This window comes from Oceanirhabdus seepicola, assembly GCF_023684385.1.
Taxonomy (GTDB): Bacteria; Bacillota; Clostridia; order Clostridiales; family Clostridiaceae; genus Oceanirhabdus; species Oceanirhabdus seepicola.
Genome location: NZ_JAGSOJ010000003.1, coordinates 212,534 through 239,025, shown reverse-complemented (window position 1 = coordinate 239,025; position 26,492 = coordinate 212,534). Strand labels below are relative to the sequence as shown.

Annotated in this window: 19 protein-coding genes and 1 other annotated feature; of the genes, 2 read left to right on the top strand and 17 right to left on the bottom strand. The window is 31.0% G+C overall.

All coding sequences use genetic code 11. From position 1 onward, the window contains the following. Positions 1 to 10: 10 nt before the first annotated feature. The 4 genes from KDK92_RS14915 to KDK92_RS14900 all read right to left on the bottom strand — a co-directional run bounded on the left by KDK92_RS14915 (position 11) and on the right by KDK92_RS14900 (position 7,223). Positions 11 to 1,939: a BMP family ABC transporter substrate-binding protein gene (locus KDK92_RS14915; protein ID WP_250860132.1), complete on the bottom strand. Its 1,929-nt coding sequence runs from the start codon at positions 1,937 to 1,939 to the stop codon at positions 11 to 13. Between the two features lie 927 nt (positions 1,940 to 2,866). Then, entirely contained in the window at positions 2,867 to 4,384 is a 1,518-nt protein-coding gene (locus KDK92_RS14910; protein ID WP_250860131.1) for a BCCT family transporter, read from the bottom strand. A gap of 152 nt (positions 4,385 to 4,536) precedes the next feature. Then, the gene (grdH, locus tag KDK92_RS14905) at positions 4,537 to 5,886 is read right to left on the bottom strand and encodes a betaine reductase selenoprotein B (protein ID WP_250860130.1); all 1,350 of its coding nucleotides are present in this window, start codon (positions 5,884 to 5,886) and stop codon (positions 4,537 to 4,539) included. An 11-nt stretch (positions 5,887 to 5,897) separates the two neighbouring features. Beyond that, positions 5,898 to 7,223 carry a glycine/sarcosine/betaine reductase component B subunit gene (locus tag KDK92_RS14900; RefSeq protein WP_250860129.1) on the bottom strand — a complete coding sequence of 442 codons (1,326 nt, stop codon included), beginning with the start codon at positions 7,221 to 7,223 and terminating at the stop codon, positions 5,898 to 5,900. Positions 7,224 to 7,665: 442 nt separating this feature from the next. Here KDK92_RS14900 and KDK92_RS14895 point away from each other — a divergent pair, with 442 nt between their 5' ends. Further along, positions 7,666 to 8,310 carry a TetR/AcrR family transcriptional regulator gene (locus KDK92_RS14895; protein WP_250860128.1) on the top strand — a complete coding sequence of 215 codons (645 nt, stop codon included), beginning with the start codon at positions 7,666 to 7,668 and terminating at the stop codon, positions 8,308 to 8,310. Positions 8,311 to 8,359: 49 nt separating this feature from the next. On the opposite strand, the gene adhE is transcribed toward KDK92_RS14895, so the two are convergent. From adhE to KDK92_RS14870, 5 genes are all read right to left on the bottom strand, one after another. Beyond that, positions 8,360 to 10,975 carry a bifunctional acetaldehyde-CoA/alcohol dehydrogenase gene (gene adhE, locus KDK92_RS14890; RefSeq protein ID WP_250860127.1) on the bottom strand — a complete coding sequence of 872 codons (2,616 nt, stop codon included), beginning with the start codon at positions 10,973 to 10,975 and terminating at the stop codon, positions 8,360 to 8,362. Positions 10,976 to 11,176: 201 nt separating this feature from the next. Beyond that, a complete protein-coding gene (locus KDK92_RS14885; protein WP_250860126.1) occupies positions 11,177 to 11,332 on the bottom strand; it encodes a hypothetical protein in 156 nt (51 codons plus the stop codon). Between the two features lie 193 nt (positions 11,333 to 11,525). Further along, on the bottom strand, positions 11,526 to 12,437 hold the full coding sequence (locus KDK92_RS14880; RefSeq protein ID WP_250860125.1) for a DMT family transporter: 912 nt from the start codon (positions 12,435 to 12,437) through the stop codon (positions 11,526 to 11,528). A gap of 166 nt (positions 12,438 to 12,603) precedes the next feature. Beyond that, positions 12,604 to 13,701 carry an IS200/IS605 family element RNA-guided endonuclease TnpB gene (gene tnpB / locus KDK92_RS14875; RefSeq protein WP_276576000.1) on the bottom strand — a complete coding sequence of 366 codons (1,098 nt, stop codon included), beginning with the start codon at positions 13,699 to 13,701 and terminating at the stop codon, positions 12,604 to 12,606. Positions 13,702 to 13,859: 158 nt separating this feature from the next. After that, complete coding sequence (locus tag KDK92_RS14870) at positions 13,860 to 14,591, bottom strand: phosphatase (protein ID WP_250860124.1); 732 nt, start codon at positions 14,589 to 14,591, stop codon at positions 13,860 to 13,862. Between the two features lie 689 nt (positions 14,592 to 15,280). Then, positions 15,281 to 15,538, top strand: a binding site (T-box leader). A 91-nt stretch (positions 15,539 to 15,629) separates the two neighbouring features. Here KDK92_RS14870 and KDK92_RS14865 point away from each other — a divergent pair. After that, positions 15,630 to 16,970: a sodium-dependent transporter gene (locus KDK92_RS14865; RefSeq protein ID WP_250860123.1), complete on the top strand. Its 1,341-nt coding sequence runs from the start codon at positions 15,630 to 15,632 to the stop codon at positions 16,968 to 16,970. Between the two features lie 114 nt (positions 16,971 to 17,084). Here the strand turns inward: KDK92_RS14865 and KDK92_RS14860 are convergent, their stop codons facing one another. The 8 genes from KDK92_RS14860 to KDK92_RS14825 all read right to left on the bottom strand — a co-directional run bounded on the left by KDK92_RS14860 (position 17,085) and on the right by KDK92_RS14825 (position 26,491). Next, the gene (locus tag KDK92_RS14860; RefSeq protein WP_250860122.1) at positions 17,085 to 17,879 is read right to left on the bottom strand and encodes an ElyC/SanA/YdcF family protein; all 795 of its coding nucleotides are present in this window, start codon (positions 17,877 to 17,879) and stop codon (positions 17,085 to 17,087) included. Positions 17,880 to 17,905: 26 nt separating this feature from the next. Further along, positions 17,906 to 18,901, bottom strand: a complete 996-nt coding sequence (locus KDK92_RS14855; RefSeq protein WP_250860121.1) for an asparaginase — start codon at positions 18,899 to 18,901, stop codon at positions 17,906 to 17,908. Position 18,902: 1 nt separating this feature from the next. Beyond that, on the bottom strand, positions 18,903 to 19,673 hold the full coding sequence (locus tag KDK92_RS14850; RefSeq protein WP_250860120.1) for a copper homeostasis protein CutC: 771 nt from the start codon (positions 19,671 to 19,673) through the stop codon (positions 18,903 to 18,905). Then, a complete protein-coding gene (locus tag KDK92_RS14845) occupies positions 19,666 to 22,716 on the bottom strand; it encodes a glycoside hydrolase family 2 TIM barrel-domain containing protein (protein ID WP_250860119.1) in 3,051 nt (1,016 codons plus the stop codon). The genes KDK92_RS14850 and KDK92_RS14845 overlap by 8 nt, the downstream gene beginning before the upstream one ends. 92 nt (positions 22,717 to 22,808) lie before the next feature. Next, positions 22,809 to 24,266: a sodium/pantothenate symporter gene (gene panF, locus KDK92_RS14840; RefSeq protein ID WP_250860118.1), complete on the bottom strand. Its 1,458-nt coding sequence runs from the start codon at positions 24,264 to 24,266 to the stop codon at positions 22,809 to 22,811. 1 nt (position 24,267) lies between these two features. After that, the gene (locus KDK92_RS14835) at positions 24,268 to 24,624 is read right to left on the bottom strand and encodes a YhdT family protein (RefSeq protein ID WP_250860117.1); all 357 of its coding nucleotides are present in this window, start codon (positions 24,622 to 24,624) and stop codon (positions 24,268 to 24,270) included. 108 nt (positions 24,625 to 24,732) lie between these two features. After that, complete coding sequence (locus KDK92_RS14830) at positions 24,733 to 25,434, bottom strand: TcaA NTF2-like domain-containing protein (protein WP_250860116.1); 702 nt, start codon at positions 25,432 to 25,434, stop codon at positions 24,733 to 24,735. A gap of 112 nt (positions 25,435 to 25,546) precedes the next feature. Next, positions 25,547 to 26,491, bottom strand: coding sequence for a nucleoside hydrolase (locus KDK92_RS14825; RefSeq protein WP_250860115.1), 945 nt, complete (start codon positions 26,489 to 26,491; stop codon positions 25,547 to 25,549). Position 26,492: the final 1 nt, after the last annotated feature.

Here is a 26,492-nt window from a genome sequence, read left to right as displayed (position 1 = left end):
TCACCTTTTCCTAGTATTTCTTTGGAATTTCACCAGTAACGTTTTCAACAAACCAATCCATATATAACATCTTATTATAGCTTGCATAATCGTTTTCTCCAACTCTTAAAACATTTTCATTATCAAAAATAGGACCTTCAAACGTATGCATTTTGTTATCAATTATCGCCTGTCTAACAAGTTTTATTGTTCTACTAACTTGGAAACTCATTCGATTTTTGGGATATCTTATATCTATTATACCTGAATCCATTCCCCACATAAAGCTAACTCTTTTACTCTCAGTACTAAATATACCTTTCCAGCTACCGTTTGTAATATTTCTTAATACTTTCTCATAAAATTTACCCCAATCCCACTTTATTGTACATAGATATTCACCAAAAGTATATTTCAATTCTTTATCACACTCTATAGGATACAGAGCGATATTTCTTCCACTCATCCATCCTTCTGCAACTCCACGTTTTAACACCAGATCCGCTCCAACTTCTGCTAATTGATTAATATCATTCATTTTTTTCTCAACATTTTCATAATCATCAGTCCAAATAACATTAATTTTTGCAGAATCATTAACAGACTTTACACCTAAAGCAAATGCATTAATGCCAGTTATTACAGATGTTCTACTATATTGTTCAATGCAACCAATAACATTAGATTTTGTCATTGTGCCAGCAATCATTCCTAATAAATACATAGCTTCATGAGACCTTCCGAAATAAGTACTCATATTTTTAAATGCCTGAACAGGAGAACAACAGAAAAATTTAATATCTTCATATTTCAATGCAGCTCTTAATGTAGCTCTTAAGTTTTTCTGAGAAGTAGTAAAAATAATATCAAATTCCTTCTCTGCGATTTCTTTTATCTTTTCATACGCCTTATTATCATCGATAGGAATATTATCAAAATAACAGGTATTTATCTTATCACTTAAAATATTTTGCGCAAAGCGACGTCCCTTTTCGTGAGTATATGCCCATGCAGAGGAATCAATATCTTTCTCGTATAAAAATGCGACATTAAGTTTTTTAGTACTTGTAACAAGATTAGTAAGTGATGTGATAACATTCCCCCTAAACACTTCAAACGGCTCTGTCTGAATCTCAACCTTTGTAACATCTTGAGCGAGTAACAATTCTTCAAAAAGTTTTTTCACTCTTTCTCTACGTTCAAACTTAAATTCATTAGATAAACCGTAGGTTCTTATATATTCCAAAATAGCATCACCTGTAGTAATTTTTAATTGATCTCCACCAAGGTCTTTATATGCAATCCTAAATGGTATATAAAACTTTTTATAGAAATGTTCAAACTTATCCCTACCTTCTAGAGGATCTGGTCTATACTCTTCAAGATAAGTCAATAACTCTCTAAAGAAAATTCTTTTTTCAAACCAAATATCATAAATTCCAGTTTTATTTGAGAAATCAAGAAATTCATAGTACAATTTATTTTCTCTATCTGTTTCGTCCTTTTTAGGTATCAATCTTGTTACATTACCTTCAATAGAATATCCATCAAAATACTTAAGCACACTTACTCTTTTATTACCTTCCATAACATAGTATTTATTCATAAATTCATATACTTTGATAGGATCTCTAATTCCCTCTTCTAAATGTGATTTACAAAGACTCTTCCACTTCTCAGCAAACTCAGTATTCTGTTCTTTTAAAGGCAAAAAACCACTTGAAAAGTCTCTACTTCTTGTATAATAATAAGTTCCAAGTATTTTTTTAATAGGAATTGACTTTATTCCAAGAGGAACCTCAGCTACTATATCTTTGTCTTTTATAATTCTATCCAAAGATTGAAGGTATCCTTCTTCACCTTTACTTCTACCTCTCAATTGTTCATTCCTTGCTTTTTTCATCGCTGAAGCATATTCTTCAAAAACGTTATTATTTATCTCCATAAACTGTTTAGCCATTACTTGAACGCAGTGACTCTCCTTTCTTGATATACAAATAAAATATCATACTAATCATTATTAATTTTAAATTATAACAAAGTGACTTTTAGCTGTCAAACTTACATGATATTACTTCTTAATAAAATAAAAACCCAACTTTGTTTTATTTTACAAAGTTGGATTTAAATTTGAAATATAATTTAAAAGTTTTGCATGTAATCCAATTGAGCAATATTGGATTACATGCTTTTATTAAATTCATTATTATTACTATAATAATGTTTAAAATATGATATTAAATTGTGATTATTTCTGAGTATTTTTAAAATTTTGAATATCTTAAATTTCTAGTTGGTTTTACTTTTTGTGTTTCTGATTTGAAATATAATTTTCTGTTAAGATTAATTTCTGAGTATCCACAAAACTTCAAGAATTTAATGTTTCTTTTCAGTTTTATTACTTATGATACTCATTTAAATTTGATTCAATTACTAATTTTAGTATTTCTTTTGTATAATACAATTGAGCAATATTGTATTACACGCTATGATTAAATTTTGTTCATTATTATTACTAAAAAAATGTTTAAAAATATGATATTCTGTTAAGATTATTTTCTGAGTATCCTTAAAACTTTAAGAATTTTATATCTCTTTTCTGTTTTAATACTTATGATACTCATTTAAGATTTGATTCAATTAATAATTCAAAGTATTTCCTTTGTAATACAATTGAGCAATATTGCATTACACGCTATGATTTAGTTTTGTTCATTATTATTACTACAATAAAATGTTTAAAATATGATACTCTTACATCCTTCAATTCTGAGCGTCCTCAGAACATCAAGTTTTTTTGTTTCTAATCTATATTATTATTTGTGATACTTTTTTTGAAATATAGTTCACATAATAGATTACAATTTAAATGTTTGATTTTCAATTATTATTTTTCTATTTTTAATTCTCCACTTGCAACATCTGATTTCAATGTTTTTACAATACTAACCATACAGAAACATAGAACAACTGCAAATGGTAAAGCTGCTGCTAGTGATGCCGTTTGTAGCATTTTTAATCCTGATTCAATATTTCCACCTTTTGCTCCTGAGTAAATCAGTGCAAGAGCAAATGTTGATAGAAGGACTCCCCATACAACCTTTTTCTTATTTGATGGGTTTAAGTCTCCATTTGAAGACATCATTCCAAGTACAAAAGTAGCTGAGTTAGCAGATGTAACAAAGAATGTAATAAGAAGAACTATAGCAACTAAAGATAGAACAGTTCCAAATGGGTACAATTCAAATACCTTAAATAAAGCCGTAGATGTTTCAGAAATTGCACTCTGTGCAAAATCAAATCCTTGCTTCATACTAGCATCAATTCCTAATGTCCCGAAAATACTGAACCATACTGCTGATCCTACTGTAGGGAAAATTAGCACACCTGCAACGAACTCTCTGATAGTTCTACCCCTAGATATTCTAGCAATGAATGTTCCTACAAATGGTGCCCAAGCAATCCACCATGCCCAATAAAGGATAGTCCATCCACCTAACCAAGTTTTATCACCAAAACTATCGATACTTAAACTATCTTGAATAAAATTACCTAAGTATGCGCCCATACCATTTGTTAATGTTTCGATTATTTTAATTGTTGGTCCAATTAATAATGCAGCAACAACTAATCCCCCTGCTAACCAAAGGTTAAGATCTGATAACATTTTGATACCTTTGTCAACCCCTGTTACAGCAGTAAGTATATAGAATATAGTTATTATTACAACTATTGCCACTATAACTGTCATTGTTTTTGGCATACCAAATAAATGGTTAAAACCACTATTTATCTGTAAAGTTCCAAGACCTAAAGACGTTGCCATACCAGCAACTGTAGCAAATATTGCTAATACATCAATAGTCTTACCTATAGGTCCTTTAACACCTTTTTCACCAATTAACGGAATAAATATTGTACTAATAAGTCCTGGTTTATTTTTTCTAAACTGAAAATACGCTAATGCTAGACCTAATATTGTATAGTTAGCCCAAGGAGCTAATCCCCAGTGAAAAAAAGATTTTTTGATTGCAAAGTTTGCTGCTTCACTTGTTCCTCCAGCTGATACGAAATGGTTAAGAGGTTCTGCAACACCCCAGAATACCAATCCGATTCCCATACCTGCACTAAACAGCATTGCAAACCATGAGGCATTGCTATAATCAGGTCTTGAATCATCCGGACCAAGCCTCACGAGTCCATATTTACTGAACGCAATCCAAATTGCAAATACGACAAATGCAAACATTCCAACTAAATAGAACCACGAAAACTTATTTACACAGAATTCATACGCTCCTTCTCCAACCACTTTAAATGTATCAGGTGCAAAAACACCTACTACAATCAAAAACAAGGTAATAGCGATGGAGATATAATAAACAGATTCGTTCTTTTTATTCATGATGTTCCCCCCATTTTTTGATTAAAATTTTAACCAAGAGGGCTTGATATCAAACAGGCATTTTAAGCCCTCTCAGACATAGGTATTATGACCATATCAAACCTTATTCATGCTTTAATGTTTGCCCTCTATGGTCATATATACCCTAAATCTTAAAACTTAACTTTAAATACCGTCTGTTCTGTGATATCAGTTTCTAAAGCTTCTAATGCTACTCCAACCCTGTGATGTCTTAACTTGAATTGTTCTTCAAGTGTATCACTTGGATTACCAAGTGGATATGGAATTGAGATTGTTGGAACCATTCTATTTGCACCAACAGTCTGAGCTACTGGAATTAAGTTAGCCATTTGAACTACTGTAAATCCAGCCTTTTCAACTTCTTTTACCATCGTTGCTCCGCAACGAGTACAAGTTCCTCACGTAGAAACCATTATAACAGCATCAACATTGTGCTTTTTCAAATCTTCAGCTATTTCTTGACCCATTCTAGCTGCTTCTCCTTGAGTAGTTCCTGTACCAACTGTTGAGTAGAAGTATTTATGAACCTCACCAATTCTTCCTTCTTTCTCATAAACTCTTAAAGAATCAAGTGGAACAATTACATCTGGGTTATGATCAGCTGCATATGGATCAAATCCAGCATGTATTGTCTTATACGCCTTATATTCAACATCTTTATCGCTTGGATCGAATTGTGATGGAAGTGTATCAAATTGAGATATATCATACTTACCCCATCTTGTTGCTGATGCAGATTGAATTCTGTCAGGGTTATCAACAGGAACGATTCCACCTGTGTTAAGAACAGCAATTTTCGCCTTAGATAAATCATCAATTTTCTTAGCTATTGGAACTAAATCTTGCTCAGGGATAGGTAATTCTGTTTCATACTCATCTCCGTGAACCTTTTTAAGTAACATATCAATAACTCTATCTGTTGCAGGCACTGGAGGATTTAACCATCTTTGATGTCTCTTACCTCTTTGGAAGAATCCTTCTTCTTCTGCTGGAAGTAACTCTTCACCTAATAAAAGTTTCTTACCATAATCAGCCATAGCCTTAACATCTTTTCTCATACCAGCTGCACTCTTAGCTCCTACAAAGATAGGCATTTCAGCTTTAAACATTTCAACTCCTGGATTTTCATCATTCATTGATGTTATAACTGGTACTCCAAATTTTTCTTCTACTGCTTTACATATGTTTCCACATGCACTTCCGTATCTTCCTGCTCTAAATGCTGGACCTGCGAAGAATATGTCAAATTCAACTTCACTTAACATTTCAAGCATTCTTTTTATAGCTTCTTCACCGTTAGAACCGATGAAGTTATCACCACAAATTAATGTATGAGTTACCTCAGCAACATCACCTAATGCAGCATTTAATGCCATTGCAGGACCTACAAGTCCCTCTTTTATTTCTGGTTCAAAATCAGCAAGCTCTTCTCCACCGATTTGCCCGAAAAATTGGTTGATATATATAATAGCTTTTTTCATTTTAACCCCTCCTAGTATTCTGACATTCTCTTAGTTGACCATCCTGTTACTCTATCTCCACAGAACATAGCATTATTCTCCATAATAATAGAACCATCTTCTCTTACTGAAGGCCCAAGTAATTCATCATCAGCCCATCCACCTGAAAGACCATCTCTTCCTAAAGCCTCTAACTCACCTAATACTGTTTCCATTGGTGGAAGTTCTATTAATTCAGAAACATTTCCACAAGATACTATTGCGTTAGCTTTACTATCTAATGAAACTAGAGGTTGAGACATACCATCTCTTCCAGTACATTCGTTAGTTAAACCGATAGTTTTAACTCCAGCATCTTCTAATGCAACAATTACCGCTATAAAGTCAGCATCTGGGTTACCATATCCTTCTTCTGCAACAATTGCACTATCTGCTCCTATTGATTTAGCAATTTGAGCAACAACTTGTGCTGATCTTTGTTTTTGCTCAAGAGCAACGTTAAGATTAGACATTATTACTCCTAAGAAGTTAATTGTTTTTCCATGCTCTTTGAATAATCTCTTGATCATCGGCAAGTTTTGGAAATCATATGTAGACCACTTTGATGAACAAGGCATGAATGATCCAGAAATCATAGCTCCATCAATAACCTCAGTTGGACTCATTAATGTTGGTACCATATGGTTACAATCCCATCCATAGCATAAGTCATTATATCCTTGATCTTCCATTTGTGATTGTGGTTGTAATACTAAAGCCACACTTGGAAGGTTGTTTACTTCTTCAGATCTTTTTGTAATTGCTTCGAATTCATACTCTTCAACTTCTTCTGGTTGAAGTTCTTTAACGATATTTCCAATATGTTCTGCTAATCTCATACCAGCCCATCTTAAAGCTTTGTTTTTCTTTTGTTGCTCTCTTTTTTCAAATTCTTCATCAGTATCAGCGATTAAACAGATATTGTTTAATTCTGAGAAAAGTGTATATTTTGCACCTTCTCCACTCATATCAATTAATCCATCTTGGAATCCACCCCAGTGTTTTCCAACTACTAGAACACTACAGTTTTTTAATGCATGTGTTCTACCATCACCGCATTGTGCTAAATCTCCTGTAACTCCTGGGAAAATACTTCTTCCATCTAATCTACATCTTGGCTCAATTGCTTCCTTTACTGGAACAATTCTGATGTTATCCCCTGGCTTTGCAATTACTAAATCAGCTTCAGTAATATGCTCATCTTCAAAAACTACATCTAAAGCTTCTTTCTTATTAATTGTAAGAATACCATCGTCATACTTATTTTCTTCTCCGAAAATAACTTGTTTTACATAGAAATTACCTATTTCTAGTTTCATGCTCCACACCCCTTTTGCTTTTTAGACACATTTTACTTTCACATGCCAAAATTATAATTTTCAATTATTATAATCATAATTACTTTGTAATCACAATCATTTTATAATCATGATTACATTATCATCATGATAACACACTTTTTGAAATTTAGAAATAGTTTTTGTGAAATTTTTCGCAAAAAAATGATTATTTTCTTCAATTCTGAATATTCCCTCTTGATTACCCGTCTATTTTTGTAGTTTTTTGTAGTCTTTTATACTTATATTCCATTTCTTTTCTTCATTTTCATTTCATTATTCACACTATATATTTATTATGTTATACTTATTTGTGAATTAGATTTTGCATTAGCATATCCTTATGAATCTAAAATACGTATACGTCTTCCATAATTTTATATCTTTAATTATCATTTAAAATCAGAAATGAGAGGTATTATTAATGGATAAAAAATCAATAAAGAAAAAAAGAATGATGGGTTATTTTATAGAAGCAGCTCAAAAAATTATTGAAGATGAAGGAATAAAAAATGTAACCATAAGAAAAGTTGCTGATCTTGCTGGATACAACAGCGCCACACTTTATAATTATTTTCAAAATCTTAATCATCTTCTTTACTTTGCTTCCATGAAATATCTGATGTACTATATTTACAGTTTACCTAGCTACGTAAAATCAACAAATACTGCCAGTGAGAAACTTTTAAAAGTTTGGGAATGTTTCTTATATAATTCCTACAATAGTCCTGACATATATAACACTATATTCTTTAATGAATTCAATACAATAAGTGCAACTATGGAAGAGTATTACGAGATATATCCTGAGGAATTAAAGATAGATGCTGACGAGCTCTTTCCTATGATACTTCAAGATAATATATATGATAGAAATTCAGTATTACTAGACGATTGTATAAAGGAGGGGTTAATTTCAGAATCTGACAAAGATGAAATCAATGAAATGATAATACTCATATACAGAGGTACATTAGTTGGTTTCATGAATGGAGATAATAGACAAAACGTACCTGAGTCAGTTAAACGCAACATAAAACATATCGAACGATTAATACACAAAAAGTAGACCAGAGCCTTTTGGCTCTGGTCTTTTAATAAAATGCATGAGGGTCAGTTTATTTTTTGGCTTTTGTCTTTTTATTTATCTTCTCACCTTCAAATACATTAATATACATTTCTTTAATTTCACTAATTAACGGATATCTTGGATTAGCTCCTGTACATTGATCATCAAATGCCATCTCTGACATCTCATCTAATGTTAAGTAAAACTTTTCTCTTGAAACCCCTGTCTCTTTTATTGATTTCGGAATACCAACCTTTTCTTTTAATTCATCTATAGCTTTTATTAATGCGTTAACTTTCTCATCTTCAGTAACTCCACCAAGTCCTAGATAATCTGCAATTTTTGCATATCTCCACTTAGCATTTGGATATTTATATTGTGGGAATGCAGCTTGTTTTCTTGGATTGTCAACTGCATTAAACTTTATTACTTCGTTAATTAATAAACCATTAGCAACACCATGAGGTATATGATGCTGAGCTCCTAACTTATGAGCCATTGAGTGACAAACCCCTAAGAATGCATTAGCAAATGCCATACCAGCAATTGTTGAGGCATGCGCCATTTTTTCTCTTGCTTTAATATTAGTTGTTCCTTCATTGTAAGCCTGTGGTAGATATTCAAATATTAATCTAATAGCTTCTAAACAAAGTCCATTTGTGTAATCAGAAGCTAATACCGAAACATGAGCCTCTAATGCATGTGTCAATGCATCTATTCCTGATGCAGCAGTTAAACCTTTTGGCATATTCATCATTAGTTCAGCGTCAACTATTGCCATATCTGGTGTTAACTCATAATCTGCTAATGGATATTTAACCCCTGTTTTTTCGTCAGTGATAACCGCAAATGGCGTTACCTCAGATCCCGTACCTGCTGAAGTTGGCACTGCTACAAACATAGCTTTTTCTCCAAGTGTAGGGAATTTATATACTCTTTTTCTTATGTCCATAAATCTCATAGCAAGATCTTCAAACGCTACTTCTGGATGTTCATACATTACCCACATAATTTTAGCAGCATCCATCGGCGATCCGCCACCAAGTGCGATGATTGTATCTGGTTCGAAATTTCTCATCTCCTCAGCACCTTTTTTAGCAACAGCTAAAGTTGGATCTGGTTCTACATCCATAAACACTTTGCTATCTATTCCACATTCATCTAGGACCTCAGTTATCTTATCAGCAAATCCTAAATTATATAAAACTCTATCAGTAACTATGAATACTCTCTTTTTATTTAAATCTTTAAGTTCTCTTAACGCAACTCCTAATGCTCCATATTTGAAGTAAACTTTTTCAGGCACTCTAAACCAAAGCATATTTTCTCTCCTCTCAGCAACACTTTTAACGTTTAATAGGTGTTTAACTCCAACATTTTCAGATACAGAGTTTCCTCCCCATGAACCACATCCTAGTGTTAATGATGGAGCTAACTTGAAGTTATACAAGTCACCAATAGCTCCTTGTGATGAAGGCATATTTATTATTGTTCTACCAGTCTTCATAGCAGCACTAAATTTATCAACTCTATCCTGAGATTTATTTGTATTAGTATATAATACTGAAGTATGTCCAAATCCACCTTCTTCAACAAGTTTTACAGCTTTTTCTAATGCCTCGTCAAATGTCTTTGTTTTATACATAGCTAATACCGGTGATAATTTTTCATGTGCAAATGGCTCTGATAATTCTACTGAATCAACTTCTCCAATTAATACCTTAGTAGCTTCCGGAACCTTTACTCCAGCCATTTCAGCAATCTTATATGCAGATTGGCCTACTATATTGGCATTTAATCTACCATCTATTAGAATTACTTTTCTTACTTTATCTACTTCATCCTTTTCTAATAAATATGCTCCTCTATCAGAAAATTCTTTTCTTACTTCAGCATACACACTATCCATTACTAAAACTGACTGTTCTGATGCACATATAACACCATTATCAAAACTTTTAGATAATAATATTGAATTAACAGCCATTTTAATGTGTGCTGTATCATCAATTATAGCTGGAGTATTACCTGCACCAACTCCAATTGCTGGCTTTCCAGAAGAGTATGCTGCTTTAACCATTCCTGGTCCTCCTGTTGCAAGTATCAAATCACTTTCACTCATTACTACTTGAGACATTTCAATTGAAGGTTCATCAATCCAACCAACTATTCCTTCAGGAGCGCCGGCTTTTACTGCAGCATCAAGAATTATTCTTGCAGCTTCAATTGTTGAATTCTTTGCTCTTGGATGAGGCGAAAAAATTATACCATTTCTTGTCTTCAATGCTATTAAAGCTTTGAATATTGCTGTGGATGTTGGATTAGTAGTAGGAACTATAGCCGCTATTACTCCAATTGGTTCAGCGATTTTTGTGATACCAAAAGCATTATCCTTTTCAATTACTCCACATGTTTTTTCATCTTTATATTGATTATAAATATATTCTGAAGCAAAGTGATTTTTGATAACCTTGTCTTCTACAATTCCCATTCCAGTTTCTTGAACTGCCATCTTAGCAAGTTTGATTCTTGAGTTATTAGCAGCCATAGCAGCTTGTCTAAAAATTTCATCAACCTTCTCTTGTGAAAAAGTTGAAAACTCTTTCTGAGCTTTTTTAATCTCTTCAATTCTCTTTCTTAAATCTTGTACTGTTTTTACTGCCATTTTAAACACCTCTCTATTAAAGATTTATATTAGTTTATATATTTTTTTATTTAAATTCCTTTGCAAAAGTATTTGTTCCTCGATTGCATGTTAATTATATCACAAACTATTTTAAGCTGTAAATACTTTTTGTGAAAAATTTATCAAATATTTTTTAGCGATATATACACTATCATTTTGAACTTCGTCATTTTCAATTGTTTACACTTTAGAAACATTGTCACTTACAGTCGGATACCTTACTATTTCCATAATCGACTTATGAAATTCTTTAAATCCACTACAATCTTTTGTTAATTCTTTATCAAGTGCATCAAATAAAAAAGCAGCGTTATACGCTGCTGAGTTTGTTGACAAAGTTACAATATATTGTTTTCACTCTATTTTCTATCTTTAGAGTGTCAGTCGTTGAAAAAGTCCAAGGTCAAGGAACAAGAGGAGCGAGCAGCGCAGTGTACAAATAGTACTCGAGCAGCACAGCGAGTCTTAGTGACGATGAGATTGGGCTTTTTCAACAGCCTGAGCAGCGTTATTACGCTGCTAAAATAAACTAGTTAACTTCATAAACAGTTTTTTCTTCTTGGTTTTGCTTTCGAGAATTTTTACTACTAACTATAAATACAGATAATATTACAAAAGCACCTCCTAGAAGTTTATTAATACCAAAAGATTCCCCCAAAATAAAATAACTTCCTATTAATGTTACTAAGGGCATTAAATTTATGTATAATGATGATAGTGAAATCCCTAATTCATTTACAGAGAAAACATACCAAATGTACCCTAATACCGAACAGAATATTGCAAGATATAAAACATTTAACACGATAGACAAGTTCAACATCTCCCAGTTATTCTTTTCCCAAAAAACGAAAGGCAAAAGCGCTAATGCTCCAAACATAGATTGATAATAAACTATTGTTATTTGGCTATATTTATCTACCAAAGGCTTAGTAGCAACACTGTATATCACCCAAGCTAGAACTGCACCAATCATATAAATATATCCAATTACTTCTGATTTTCCGCCTGCATTCTCTCCTATAATCATAGCGACACCAACAAAAGAAACTAATATCCCAATCCATTTTTTAAGAGTAATTTTCTCCTTAAAAACAATTCTATCTGCAAATAGTGTTACAATAGGAATTGTTGCTAACAATAGAGAAGCTACACTAGCCTGTGTGTGTTCTATACCATTGTTTTCACAGAAAAAATAAATACTTATACCAATTATCCCACTAATAGCCATCAATGGAATATCTCCCTTGCTGATCTTGTCAAATTTTTTACTTTTCCTAGTAATAAAAAAAAGAATAATACTCGCTATTAAAAATCTGATAAAAGCTAATGACATGGGTCTAAAAACCTCTAAACAGTATTTAATACTTATGAATGACATCCCCCATATTATAACAGTAATCAAACACGCAATATGCCCTTTTAATTTATTCGCACCCATAACCTTTCCTCCAGTCATATATCAATAATATCTTGTGAACTCTCCCACCACTTGCTCACGCTGAAGTGGGGGCTTCTTGGTGTATCCAAGAACTTTTCCTGCTTCACAGATTTCGTAATCTACTTTCTCCACAGGCTATCCCCGTAAGACCTACGGTTCTTATTTTTTAGGCTATTTCTAATAACCCTTGCTTCAATATATTTTTACTCGCATTTATATCCCTATCATGAATTCTATCACATTTAGGACATTTCCACGCTCTTATATGGAGTGGCATTTCTTCCAAAACATGCCCACAATTATTACAGCTCTTAGATGATGGATACCACCTATCTATTTTATGAATTTTTCTTCCACACCATTTTGCTTTATAATCTAACATAGTAACAAATTTATACCAACTTACATCTAAAATACTTTGTGCCAATTTATCATTCTTCATCATATTTTTAACTGCTAAATCTTCAAGAACTATAACTTGGTTTTCATATGCAATTCTTTTAGATAATTTATGTATGAAGTCTAATCTTTGATTAGCTACACGTTCATGTAGTCTAGCCACTTTTACTCTTTGTTTATGAAAGTTATTACTACCTTTTTCTTTGCTACTTAATTTTCTTTGCTCTTTTGCCAATATATTTAATGACTTTTTTAGATACTTAGGATTATCTATCTTTTCACCATTTGATAATATTGCAAAATGACATAACCCTAAGTCTATGCCAATATTTTCAGTGACTTTCTCTAATGGCTCTGTTTCTGTTTCAACACATATAGATACAAAGTATTTACCACTTGGAGTTTTAGAAACAGTAGCATTTATTATTCTACCTTCAACATATCTATGAATTTTTACTTTAACCCATTTCAATTTAGGCAATTTAATTTTATCTTTTCTTATATCAATATTGTTATTAACAAAATTACTAGTATACGTTCTATAGTTATATCTTTTACTTTTGAATTTTGGTCTATCTGCTCTACCCTCAAAGAAATTTTTGAAAGCAGTATCAAGATTTCTAAGTGTCATTTGTAGTGATGTACTATCAACTTCTTTAAGCCATACAAATTCATTTTTCATACTTGGTAACTCATTTTGCTGTTCTGTATATTTGACACATCTTTTTTCGTCCTTATATACTTCATTTCTTTGATTTAAGAAATGGTTATATATAAATCTTGAACAACCAAAAGATTTTTCAATTACTTCTCTTTGCTTTTCATTTGGATATAATCTGAATTTATATGCTTTATTGATTTTCATTACTTTCACTACCTTTACTCTTCATATGCACTCTTAATGAAACCTGAAGAACGTTTATTCTTATTATTTCACATTAATAATTTTTTATCCAAGTAAAAGCGTTAAGATTACGCATTCATCTCCCACTTATAGAAGATGAGAGACTTCTGCTAGTTACGTTAAATTTTTATATCTTTTATTTTCCCTTTACTCCGTAAGAAATCCAAAAATTTCTCATAGTTGTTGTTTATAATTAATTCCTCATTAAACCCTATTTTCTTCAATTCACACATAGCTAAACTAAAATCACCTATTTGATAACTAATGTGCGCATCACTACCTAGTATTATATTTACCTTGTGTTTCATACATAATTTAGCAATATTAAGACATTTTTCTTTACTGCCAGGTCTCGATGTTCCAAAAGAGCTATTATTTATTTCAATTAACACGTCTAATTCTTTTGCTCTTTTAACCACTTCTTCCTCATGGATCGGAAATTGTGGATTTCCTGGGTGTCCAATAATAATAACATTTGGATTTTCCATAGCTTTCATTATAGCTATAGTATTATTATATATACCACCATTTTCAATACAAACATCATGCAAACTAGCTATCATATAATCTAACTCGTTTGCAATACCCAGCGAAATATCCATATTTCCATCATAATCAATGATATTTGCTTCACATCCTTTAAGAATAATCATCCCATCAATACTTCTTGGAATTACTCTTTGATTTGCAATGTGAAATATATGAGGTCCCCCTGGCATTTTAGGTCCATGCTCACTGTAACCAAGTATCTTAAGCCCCTTATTTTGGGCTTCTTTTATATTTTCTTGTAGTGTACTATACGCGTGACCACTAGCTATCGTATGTGTATGTAAGTCTATTAAATTATTCATAATCATTTCAGAAACTACTCTGAAGTTTCACCGTCCCTTCATTATATAACTTAAAATATATCAAATATTTCCACCGAACTATCAGATACTTTTATGTTCCTACTATATATTATTACTTATTGACTATTTTATCAAGATATATGTATAATACTGCTAATTTAACAATTTTATTTAATTCTCATTTGAATCTTTTCTTGTTTTTACCATTTAGTGACCACTTATTCAATTTTTGAATTAATTACGACATTATTTGACTATTGATAATTGGTAATATTAAGAACATAATAAAAATATACAATTTTAAAATACCCAAAAGGGGGGATTATAATGATTATTGAAATAAAAGATAATGCTAAATTAAAACTTAAAGAATACTATTCACTGGGAAAAGAACCTTGTGCCATTAGAATTAGAGTTCTAGGATATACCTGAGCTGGATTAAATGCTGATATAGTTCTGGAAGAACTTAAAGATTCTGATAAGTTTTATACTTATGATGGAATAAACTTTAAAGTCGACAAACATATTGAAGAATCATTTTCTAAAGTTATCATTGAATATACTGAAGATTGGTTCAAGAAAGGATTCACTGTTAGAGTTAAATCTTGATTTGCAAGTCCCCTTTATAATAATTTCATTTTTCTTCTTGACAGCAAGTACAATTATGAATATAATATATACAACAACACTTTAACGCGTTGAAGGAAAGAAAGATATATACCCAATTAATTACAGAGAACCGATGTTGCTGAGATTCGGTGTTAATGTATATATGTAATGATCATTCCTGAGCTGAGAGACTGAAAGCATAAGCCAGTAAGTTTATCCGGATGTCACCGTTATATGACAAAGATTAAGCATTTCTCAATAAATGCCAGATCTGAATAAGATACAATTCGAAATTGTGAATTAGGGTGGTACCACGAATTTTAACCTTCGTCCCTATGATAGTGATTACACGTCATAGGAATGAAGGTTTTTTAATTTTAAATTTCACATGCGAAAAAATTCAAAAAAGTACAAGAGGAGGATTTTATAATGAAAAGGGATAATTTCGGCTCAAAACTGGGTCTACTAGCAGCAGCTGCTGGGTCAGCAATAGGTTTAGGGAACATTTGGAAATTCCCATATGTAGTTGGTGAAAACGGAGGGGCCGCTTTCATTCTTGTTTATTTATTATGCATAGCTGTAATAGGTTTTCCACTTATGATGACAGAGTTTGCAATAGGAAGATTTGGACAAGCTAATGTGGTTGATTCATTTAAAAAGATAAAACCAAATACTCCATGGTTCGTAACGGGAATTCTTTCAGCATTTACACCCTTTATGATATTATCATTTTATATTATGATAGCAGGTTGGGTCTTCACCTACATTGGCAAATATGCAACTGGTGCAATATCTTCAGTAGCACCTGCTGAACTAGCAAATTACTTTACTTCTACTGCTGGAAATGCAACTGGTGCAATTATAGCTAGTCTGATAGTTATAGTAATTACAGCATTCATAGTTATTGCAGGTATTAAAGAAGGTGTTGAGAAATACAGTAAAATATTAATGCCATTATTATTAATTTTATTAGTTGTTCTTATGGTTAGATCATTAACTCTAGATGGGGCAAGTGCAGGTGTTAATTTCTTATTCAAACCTGATTTTTCAAAGTTAACACCAGATAGTTTTCTTGAAGCTCTTGGACATGCATTTTATTCTCTTAGTTTAGCAATGGGTATCATCATAACCTATGGAAGTTACGTAAAGAAAGACCAAGATTTAGCATCCCTTTCTTTACAAGTTACAATTGCTGATACTTTAATAGCTTTATTAGCAGGCCTAGTAATTTTTCCAGCAGTTTTCGCTTATGGATTCCAACCAGATGCTGGTCCAAGTTTAATATTCATAACTCTACCTGCAGTTTTTGAATCAATGCCACTAGGTAATTTCTTTGGTCTCTTATTCTTTTCTTTAATAGGAATTGCAGCTATCACATCAACAATATCCTTGTTAGAAGTTGTAGTTTCATTTGTAAATGAGAGGTTCAATATATCTAGAAACATAGCTACTTTTGTTTCTGCAAGCATTATATTCCTATTATCAATACCTAGTATATTATCATTTAGCTCACTTTCAGAATTCAAAATATTCGGAATGACATTCTTTGATCTATTTGATTTCATTACTGCTAAAATAACATTACCTCTTACAGGTCTATTAATATGTATTTTTGCCGGTTGGGTTTGGGGAGCAAAAAATGTACTGAAAGAAGTATCGGGCGAAAAAGAAATTTCACCATTTGCCTATTACTCATATTCACTTATTATAAAAATAATTGCACCACTGTCTATAATAGCTATATTCTTACATTCTTTTAATATAATCTAATTTAAAAAATAACATTAAAATTTCCACAAGAGAAATTTTAATGTTATTTTTCTATGGACAATGAGTTTCCACCGGTTTCATTAGCATAAAACATTGTAGTTAAAATACAATATTTTATCTCACCTGCATATATGGGATGAGTTCAAAGAAAAACGTTTTATATATTGCAAAATACTCCTGCACATGAACTTGGGGAGCTTTTAAAAACGGAGTATGTACCGACTCTACTTGTATATTTAATCCCATCTCTTGTCCAATAAATGATGTTAAAAATACATTATAATCACTAGTTACCATCTTAATCCTATCATTATTATAAAAATTTTCATTTTTAATATCCCAAAATTTCTTCACGCTTTTTAGATTTTCTAGTATCGTATACTCTTTATTTTCCAATTTTATAGAAAACCTGTCCATTCCTTTTTCATACAACTTTTCTCTAATTTCTATGCCATATTGATCATATTCTTTATTTTTATCTGTATTATTACTAACTATTATAATAGGCAATTCTTTTTCTTCTTGATATATTTCATAAGCTCTATCAATTCTGTCATTGATTGTTTCTTCATCCTCATGATCTGTATACCCTATAATAACCATAATTCCACTTGAACCCTCTGTTTCCTTAAATCTTCCGTTTTGTATTAGCACTTCTCCAGTTAAAAAAATAAAAGCTACAATTATTATTATAAAATCCATAATTTTTTCTAAATATGTTAAAAGAACATGTTTCTTTTTATTATTTATTTTTAATAGTCCATCAATTAAAAACAAAATTGAAACTATTAGTATTATATCAATTCCTAAAGTTATTTTTTTATATGATAAATAAAATATTATTGAATATATGCCACATATAATCCCTAATATCAATAAAATACTCCCCAAAATATTTCTCTTTTTCATTTTCAAATCCCCCTTTTAAAACAACACTATAATTTAAATTTACACACTCTCCTACCAACTATCAAATTATTATCATTTACTAGCTCACTATTAAACCTATCCCTTAATTTTTTTATTGTATTCTTATTCTCATAATTTAGCTGTTCAAGAATCGAAATAATAATATATGGCCATGGAGCCTCTGAGCCATCCATAACTTTTATGGCTATTCCTAACTTTTCCTTTTTGAGTCCAAAGCAATATATCCCTCTCGCCCCTCCTTTTGCAATAATATTCTCATCCTCTAATAAGGTTGAGCAAATTAGCCCTGTCCCTGAAATCATCTTAGGATATGTATTCATAACTTTTGTTATCTTTATCACAGAATCCCTAACTTTTCTGTGCTTTATAACCTCCGGACAAGCCATTTTCATATATGCCGTTGCTAGGTTCTTAAGTGGAGCTGCAAATACGGGAACCCCACATCCATCTACTCCAATCCCTATTTCACCTTCATCAATATCAGCCATATAGGAAATATATCTAAGTATTTCTTTTTGTATAATACTATCTTTCTTCCAGTAATTTTTCATATCTTCACCCATGTCCAAACATAATCCCATCAACCCAAGATGTTTGCCTGAACAATTATGGTAAATAGATTTTTTCTCTTCACCAGCTTTTATTAATTTTATTTTTTCATCTTCTTTTAATGGATATGTTGGTTTACATATAAATTCCTCATCTTTAATACCAATTTTATTCATAACATTCACTAAGACATCAACATGCTCTTTCTCAGCTCTGTGTGAAGCTGCTAGTATGGCTAATTCTTTATCTGTTAGATTAAATTTTTCCTGTAACCCCCTACTAATAAAAGGGATAGCCTGAATAGGTTTAGCTGAAGATCTAAAATATGCTTGAAAGTCACCATCTCCTACTTCATGCACAATCTTCCCTTTATCATCTACAATTACTATATGTCCTCTATTGATACATTCCAATATATCCCCTCTGTATTCTGTCATTAAGATTTCATCCATATTACCACTCCTTTAATTCTCTAACAATGCTCAATGTTTTTTTGATTTCCTCCAAGTTACTTCTGTATATTTCATATTCACTCATAATACCTGGGATACCCATTGCTACGCTTTTTTTTCTATAAATCATATCACTCTGTATACACTCCTTGGCAGACATATGAATACTATGACAACCTGTCTCTTTTATTATTTCTTTAATATTATGAGCACCAATTCCTCCCCCAGCCATCACTTCTATTTCTCCTCTTGATATATCAACTAATCTTCTAATAGATTTTACTCCATCCATAGAATTTTTTTCTCCCCCAGATGTTAAAATCCTATCAACATTTAATAAAATAAGCTCCTTAATTGCCGCTTCTAGATTATCACACATATCAATTGCTCTATGAAATGTAATTTCCATTTTACATGCAGAGGCAATGAGCCTCCTCATTAATTCTGTATCAATTTTACCGTTTTTATCTAAGACTCCAACAACTATACCATTTACTCCTAATTTTCTACACACTTCAATATCTTTAATCATTGTTTCAATTTCATACTCATCATAAAGGAAATCACCAGCCCTTGGCCTGATTAAAACATTTATATCTATATTTAAATTATTTTTACACATCTCTATCAATGAATAACTAGGTGTCAATCCACCTATAACTAAACCAGAACACAATTCTATCCTATTTGCTCCACCTTTCTCAGCTATTATAGCCGAAGCCATAGAGTCTGTGCATATTTCCAATTTCATGTGCCCCATTATCTTAATCACTTCCTAATTTAATAATAAATTCCAACTCTTTATTATTATTTTTCTTCAAATTATTCTTTTCATAATACAAGAAACCACTCTTATTCAAGTCAACTTTTTCATCACTTAAAATATCCATCGACAATGGAGCATTCTTTATATCCTCTACCATACTATCTTTTTTTAATACTACATCCACTTCAGACATAAACTTTACTGAATTATATACTCCATCTTCTAGAATAAAATCAAAATTCTTCACATCACTTCTTCTTCCAAGAAGTAATTTATCCTCATTTAAATTAATTTTAAATTTTCCATATTTCATGCCATTCTTAGTCCATGGATGGCTTTCATATGGTCCTCTTCCACACCAGTTGCCTTCTTTAATTCGGGAAAGTATATTTATATTAGTTATAAAATTTTTAGAATTTCTAACTCCTTCACAAGTATAGTTACAATATATTTTCCCAGAATCATATATTTTATAAATTTGAGAAAATCTATGTCCCAATAGTCTCTCTTTAATGTCAAAATAAATAATTATACAATCTGCCTCAAGTATAATTTCTTGTCCAATCACTCTTTTGTGATCTGATAATTTCTTATTCAATTTGTCTAGAACTTTCAATAATAAAAGCTTGTTTTTTTCGAAATCACTTATACTAGCACTACATACCTCCATTAAATACCCTTTATTAAAACTTGAATTTCTTTTAACCTCCATGCGTATATTCCCTGTTACTTTACAAACACTAACCTGAAAATTCTTACCTGTTATTAAATATCTTTCTGATATATTTTTAATCTTTAGATTGTTAGGCTTATTATTAATTGTATATTCTTCAAAACATTTATTTTTTTTATCCTTACTAAAAAGATTACAGTATTCTTTAGATGCTGAACATAACCCTTCAATCTCACGCTTAAATTCAAATTGTTCCCATGCCACTTCCGCTCCAACTTCATAGCATTCAGTATTTTCATTTAAAATAAAAGAGAATTCAATCTGATTAAAATCACCTATTTTATTTTCAATATTATAATGATTTAAATCAATAATACAACTCTCATAAGGAGCTACAATTGGATACTTTACAACCTGTGTACTAAGCACCTCTCCATCTTTTGTAAACTTTATAATACAATCAAATTTTTCTGTAGTAATAAATTTGTAATTATTTTTTATTTCAAATATCATTTTTTCACGATCTATTATTTCTACATTTATAGATTGAAAACATTTTTTTATTTCATAAGCAAGTGGATTTATTATTCCATTTTCAATAAAAACATTATGTTTTTTCCTCTTTATTATATTGTAGTTTTCTTCACTCACAATTACATTACTTGAATGAATATTTAAAAATCCACCAATCCAATTCTCATATTTTTTGAACTCATTTAAATGTTCATTTAACATTCCTAATGGATACTCATTAAATCCTCCATAAGATAAGTATAAAATTGGCTTATTTTTATATCTCTCTAATGATGTTGTTACAAATCCTCTTGTAATATTTTTTATCCTCTCCTTTATTGGATAACTTAACTCTTTAAGTTCCCCAGTAACTCTTTGAAAATTAGGCGTTCCCTCTTTCACAGCAAACACATCACTAACAGCCAGTTCATTATCACCAAGATAAAATACAGGACGACTCTTATCCAGTTTTTTAATCGTTTCATATAGCTTTTCAATATTTTCTCCGAAACTTAATATTCTACTTAATGACCACATAATTATACTAGGATGATTTTTCCCTCTCTCAATCATACTAATAACTCGATCTTTACAACACCTAAGCAATTGTTCATCATTAACAATTCTCTTACCTATTCTTCTATTAAAATTACCTATTTCTACTTCATCAACAACATATATACCATAAATATCGCAATATTTATAAAATACCTGGGGATAAGGATATTCATTTATTATTATAGAATTTATATTAAACTGTTTCAGTCTTTTTACCTCTTCTTCAAAACTCTTCTCATTCTCAGGATATTTATGCTCTTTGTTAAATAAGTTAGCTCCATTTATCCCTTTAATTTCTGCACGTTTTCTATTTATCATTAAAATGTTATTTTTTATCATAACCTCTCTAAATCCTATAACTTGTTTTTTAATAGTTACTATTTCATTACAATCATCAACAACCTTAAAAATAATATTATAGAGATTTGGGTTTTCACAAGACCATATATTTATATTTTTTAATTCAAATTCACACTCAATATTTTTTTCCCCTGTCATATCTTTACAAGATATTTCCCCAATTCTTTTTGGCGAATACCCATACTCACCTAGCATAACTTTTATACTATATTTTTCAAACTCTACTCCATTCCCTCTCAATTTCAGCTGAACCTTTAAATCACAATCACTTATGTCCTCTTTGAAGCTATATACCACATTTATATCACGTATATGTAATTTAGGTTCATAATATATAAATACACTCCTCATAATTCCCAAAATAGAACAATCTTTACTATGTAAATATGTACTATCTGAAAATTCAACCATTTCTATACATATAGTATTATTTCCTTCTCTAATATTGTCTGAAACCTTAAATTCAATTGGCGTTAATTTTCCATAAGAATAACCAACATATTTTCCATTTAAATATATATTAAACGAATGTATCATCCCTTCAAAACATAAATAGAATTCTCCTGTATTATGCTGTTTACTTACATAAAAACTTCTTCTATAAATAATTACTCTATTTGATTTTCCAGTAATCTTAGGAATAGAATTCTTTCTAAATGCACCAATGTAGTTATAATATGTATATGTCTCTTCATGATTGTCTTCCTTTAAAATAGAAGGAACTGAAGCTCTTTCCCAATTTGAATCTTCAAACTCTGTATCATAAAAATTTTCTACAACACTATGGACATTTTCAAAAATTTTGTATTTCCATCTACCATTCAAAGAAATAATACTTTTATTCTCGTCCTTTAGAGCATCCTCAACGCTCTTATAATTATATGCTTGTACGACAGAATCCTCAGTATTGATTCCATTAATTGTTGTATTATCCCACGGATACATTTCTGAATCCCTCCTTCCACTTTCTTTATCTATATTTTAACATTTTTTCCCCTTATCTCAAAGAAAAAGAAAAAGAAGTGTTCACACACCTCTTAATAAAAAAACAATTGTTCAATTTCTTTACCTGGTTTTTTACCCATATAAGTTCCAATTATAAAGCCTAACAAAGATATTAGTATTGTTGGTACAATCTGATGCATACCAAAAGGTTTTGGAAAATACAAAGTAAAAATCACATATGCACCTACCCCAGATATCATTGAAATCAGTGCACCCGATGCATTAGCCCTCTTCCAATACAACCCTAGAATTGTAGGCCATAAGAACGCTGCTTCTAATCCTCCAAAAGCAAATAAGTTTATCCATACTAATGAACTTTTAGGATCTAATGACAATAAGAAAACTAATATTCCAACTACACCAGTTATAATAAAACTCATCTTAGAAACTATCTTTCCTTCTTCTTTACCACCAAACAAGTTTATATAAAGATCTTTTATTATAGTTGCAGATGCTAATATTAACATTGAGTCTACAGTAGACATTATTGCAGCCAATGGGCCTGCAATGAAAATTCCAGCTAAAATTGGATTCATCACCTTTAAGGTTATCTCAGGTATCGCCATATCACCTATTTCAATACCAGGAACAACAACTGATCCAAAAACTCCAATAATATGCATACCTAACATTAAGAACCCTACAACTATTGTTCCAATTATCATGGCGTTATGTAATGATTTTGAATCTTTGAATCCCATACATCTAATTGATGTCTGAGGAAGTCCAATAACAGCAAAACCTACTAAAATCCAAAATGAAAGTATATATGGTTTAGATATAGCCCCTCCCGCATCTGGTGTTAACATTGAAGGTGAAACTTCTTGTATTTTATGTACTATACTATCCATTCCACCACCAAACTTAACAACCGAATAAAAAAGAAATACAGTAGCTATCATCATAACTACACCTTGAATTGCATCTGTAATCGCAACTGCTCTAAAGCCTCCAATAGTAGTATATAAAACTACAGATAATCCAAAGATAATAAGCCCTGTTCTATATGAATATCCTGTTACACTCTGAAATAATCTAGCCCCACCAATGAATTGAGCCACCATAGTAGCAGCAAAAAACACGAGTATAGCTACTGATGATAAAATAACAACAGTATTACTTTCATATCTAGCTTTTAAAAACCCAGTAATTGTTACGGCGTTTATTTTTCTAGATATGATTGCAAATTTTTTTCCTAAGACACCTAAAGTCAAAAAGGCAGTTGGCACCTGTATCATTGCTAGTAATACCCATCCAAATCCGAGTTTATACGCAACTCCAGGTCCTCCAATAAAGCTGCTCGCACTGGCATAAGTTGCAATAAGAGTCATTGCCAAAACAAATCCCCCCATTGTTCTTCCACCTATAAAGTACTCTTGAATGAAACCTTCTCCACTTTTATTAGTTTTGATTCTACTACAAAACAATGCTACAGCAAACATTGCAATTAAATAACCTATCATAGGTAATAGTATATATATTTTCCCCATATTATTTTTTCTCCCTTGATTTTTCATCAATATCTTCAAAATCAATATCTTTGAAGAATACTTTTACCATAACAAAAACAGCTATACATATTACTACATATCCTAATACACAACTATAAAAAAACCATTCAGGCAGACCTAAAATATAGTTATATTGACTGACTTCTTTATTACCTAATCCATATGATAATACATACCACCATACAAAAAAGAATATGTATAAACCTATTGTCATAATAGCTTCCTTATTTAACTGCTTTGAAATATCTTTCATATTAGACTTCATAAGTAACTCCTTTATGTTTATTGACTCATATATTTTACATGTATTTTTATCTTTTATCAATACTATCTTCATATGTTTTTATTTAACTAATTATACTTTATATTCTATCATCTTCAAATATTTTAACAAAAAAACTCGAGGAAAAGTATATCATTTCCTCGAGCAAAATATTTCTTAATATTAATTCATATCTCTAGTAAAATCTACAAGCCAGAAATCCATTTCTATCTTTTTAAATTTATATATCCAATTATATTCTCTTAAAGTTGTTTTACCACTTCTTAATTCCTCAATTACTTCATGTGTCCATACATAATAATAGTCATTATGTTTCCTTACTTCTCCAATTTCAAGAGTTTTGAATTTTTCTGTTAATCCATTTCTGTTGAAATTCTTAATATCTTCATATGCCTCACTATCATTCAATATATTACCATATACATCTGCATTACCGTCATTTACATATTTAAGCCATTGTTCATTAAATCTTAATACAGTGTCAATAGCTCCATATTTATTTGAATAGAAATCCCCTTCGAATTTATATCCATCTTCTTCTGTAACTTCAACTGAATCCTTCAACTCAGTGTATTTGTATGTCCCATTTTCATTAAAAGATAAATTCAAGTTATATTTAAAAAAACCGTCATTTTCTTTTTGATCTACACCTATCTTTAGAACATTTATTATTTCTTCTTTGCTGTCTGAAGCCTCATCTTTCTTTTCCTCTTCTTCCGTTTCTTTATCTTTTCCATTTTCCTTTTCAGTAACATTTGATGCATTTTTATTATTTAAATTCTTTTTATTTTCGTTGTTTTTATTTCCACATCCAGTAACTACCAATGTAAGAGCAATCATAACAATAATACATATTTTTTTCATGTGTATCCTCCCAATAACTTATATTTTATACCAATAAGTGAAATCTTTATACAATAATTTTATAATATAAACACATTTCAGAAATTACGAAAAAGTTACATTCTAACTCCCTTTATGGCAATTCCCTTATAGCGGCTTTAAATAAATTCAAAAATGCTCCTTTATCAATATCAAAAGCGACCTCCACATTTTTCTCTTTTCTTAACAAATCCCTGTAGTCAACTACAGTTTGCCCTGTGGTAAACTCACCTTTTGTTTCCACAGTTACATAACATTTCTTGGTTTCAAAGATGCTAGAATCTATAGCATACGCAACAGCACATGCATCATGTACCGGAATACCTTCAAGTTCAGTATTTTCTTCATAGTACTTTGAGTATGCTACTAATATTCTATATGCTAATTCACTAGTATTATTACCAATTGCTCTTATATCTCTAAAATCTGCTTTCGTAAACAACGCTCTGTGAGTTACATCTAAACCACACATTGCAATCTTAATTCCACTTTTGAAAACAATCTCTGCGGCTTCTGGATCTGTTTTTATATTATATTCAGCGCATGGAGTCACATTCCCCCCAAAACACGCACCTCCCATTATTGAAATCTCGTATATTTTATCTTTTACCTCAGGATATAATGTTAATAAGAGTGCCATATTCGTCAATGGTCCAGTTACGATTATAGTTATCTTTTCATCAGTTTCCATGATAATTTTTTTCATTAGATTTATAGCATTTTCCTTATTAGCAACTCTGTTTCCCTCAGGTAATTCCGCCCCATCTAAGCCTGTTTCACCATGCACTTCAGGCGCAATTTCAAGTTCTCTCATCAAAGGTTTTTTAGCCCCTAATGCAACTGTAATATCCTTTTCTAAAAAACTAACAATATTCAATGCATTTTTTAGAATTTTTTCCCCTGTCTGATTACCTGCGCAAGTAGTAATAGCTCTTACATCAAGTTTTTCATTTCCAAGAGCTAAAATTAATGCTAGTGCATCATCATATCCTGGATCACAGTCAATAATTACAGGTTTCTTCTTTAAGTTAATACTCATA

What these genes read in the sequence shown, in the direction of transcription:
- KDK92_RS14915 (WP_250860132.1), bottom strand. Translation starts at nt 1,939, where the DNA reads ATGGCTAAACAGTTTATGGAGATAAATAATAACGTTTTTGAAGAATAT.
- panF (WP_250860118.1), bottom strand. Translation starts at nt 24,266, where the DNA reads ATGGGGAAAATATATATACTATTACCTATGATAGGTTATTTAATTGCA.
- KDK92_RS14835 (WP_250860117.1), bottom strand. Translation starts at nt 24,624, where the DNA reads ATGAAGATAGTATTGATAAAAGATAAAAATACATGTAAAATATATGAG.
- adhE (WP_250860127.1), bottom strand. Translation starts at nt 10,975, where the DNA reads ATGGCAGTAAAAACAGTACAAGATTTAAGAAAGAGAATTGAAGAGATT.
- KDK92_RS14860 (WP_250860122.1), bottom strand. Translation starts at nt 17,879, where the DNA reads ATGAAAAAGAGAAATATTTTGGGGAGTATTTTATTGATATTAGGGATT.
- KDK92_RS14865 (WP_250860123.1), top strand. Translation starts at nt 15,630, where the DNA reads ATGAAAAGGGATAATTTCGGCTCAAAACTGGGTCTACTAGCAGCAGCT.
- KDK92_RS14830 (WP_250860116.1), bottom strand. Translation starts at nt 25,434, where the DNA reads ATGAAAAAAATATGTATTATTGTTATGATTGCTCTTACATTGGTAGTT.
- KDK92_RS14895 (WP_250860128.1), top strand. Translation starts at nt 7,666, where the DNA reads ATGGATAAAAAATCAATAAAGAAAAAAAGAATGATGGGTTATTTTATA.
- KDK92_RS14910 (WP_250860131.1), bottom strand. Translation starts at nt 4,384, where the DNA reads ATGAATAAAAAGAACGAATCTGTTTATTATATCTCCATCGCTATTACC.
- KDK92_RS14845 (WP_250860119.1), bottom strand. Translation starts at nt 22,716, where the DNA reads ATGTATCCGTGGGATAATACAACAATTAATGGAATCAATACTGAGGAT.
- tnpB (WP_276576000.1), bottom strand. Translation starts at nt 13,701, where the DNA reads ATGAAAATCAATAAAGCATATAAATTCAGATTATATCCAAATGAAAAG.
- KDK92_RS14825 (WP_250860115.1), bottom strand. Translation starts at nt 26,491, where the DNA reads ATGAGTATTAACTTAAAGAAGAAACCTGTAATTATTGACTGTGATCCA.
- KDK92_RS14870 (WP_250860124.1), bottom strand. Translation starts at nt 14,591, where the DNA reads ATGAATAATTTAATAGACTTACATACACATACGATAGCTAGTGGTCAC.
- KDK92_RS14900 (WP_250860129.1), bottom strand. Translation starts at nt 7,223, where the DNA reads ATGAAACTAGAAATAGGTAATTTCTATGTAAAACAAGTTATTTTCGGA.
- KDK92_RS14855 (WP_250860121.1), bottom strand. Translation starts at nt 18,901, where the DNA reads ATGGATGAAATCTTAATGACAGAATACAGAGGGGATATATTGGAATGT.
- KDK92_RS14880 (WP_250860125.1), bottom strand. Translation starts at nt 12,437, where the DNA reads ATGGGTGCGAATAAATTAAAAGGGCATATTGCGTGTTTGATTACTGTT.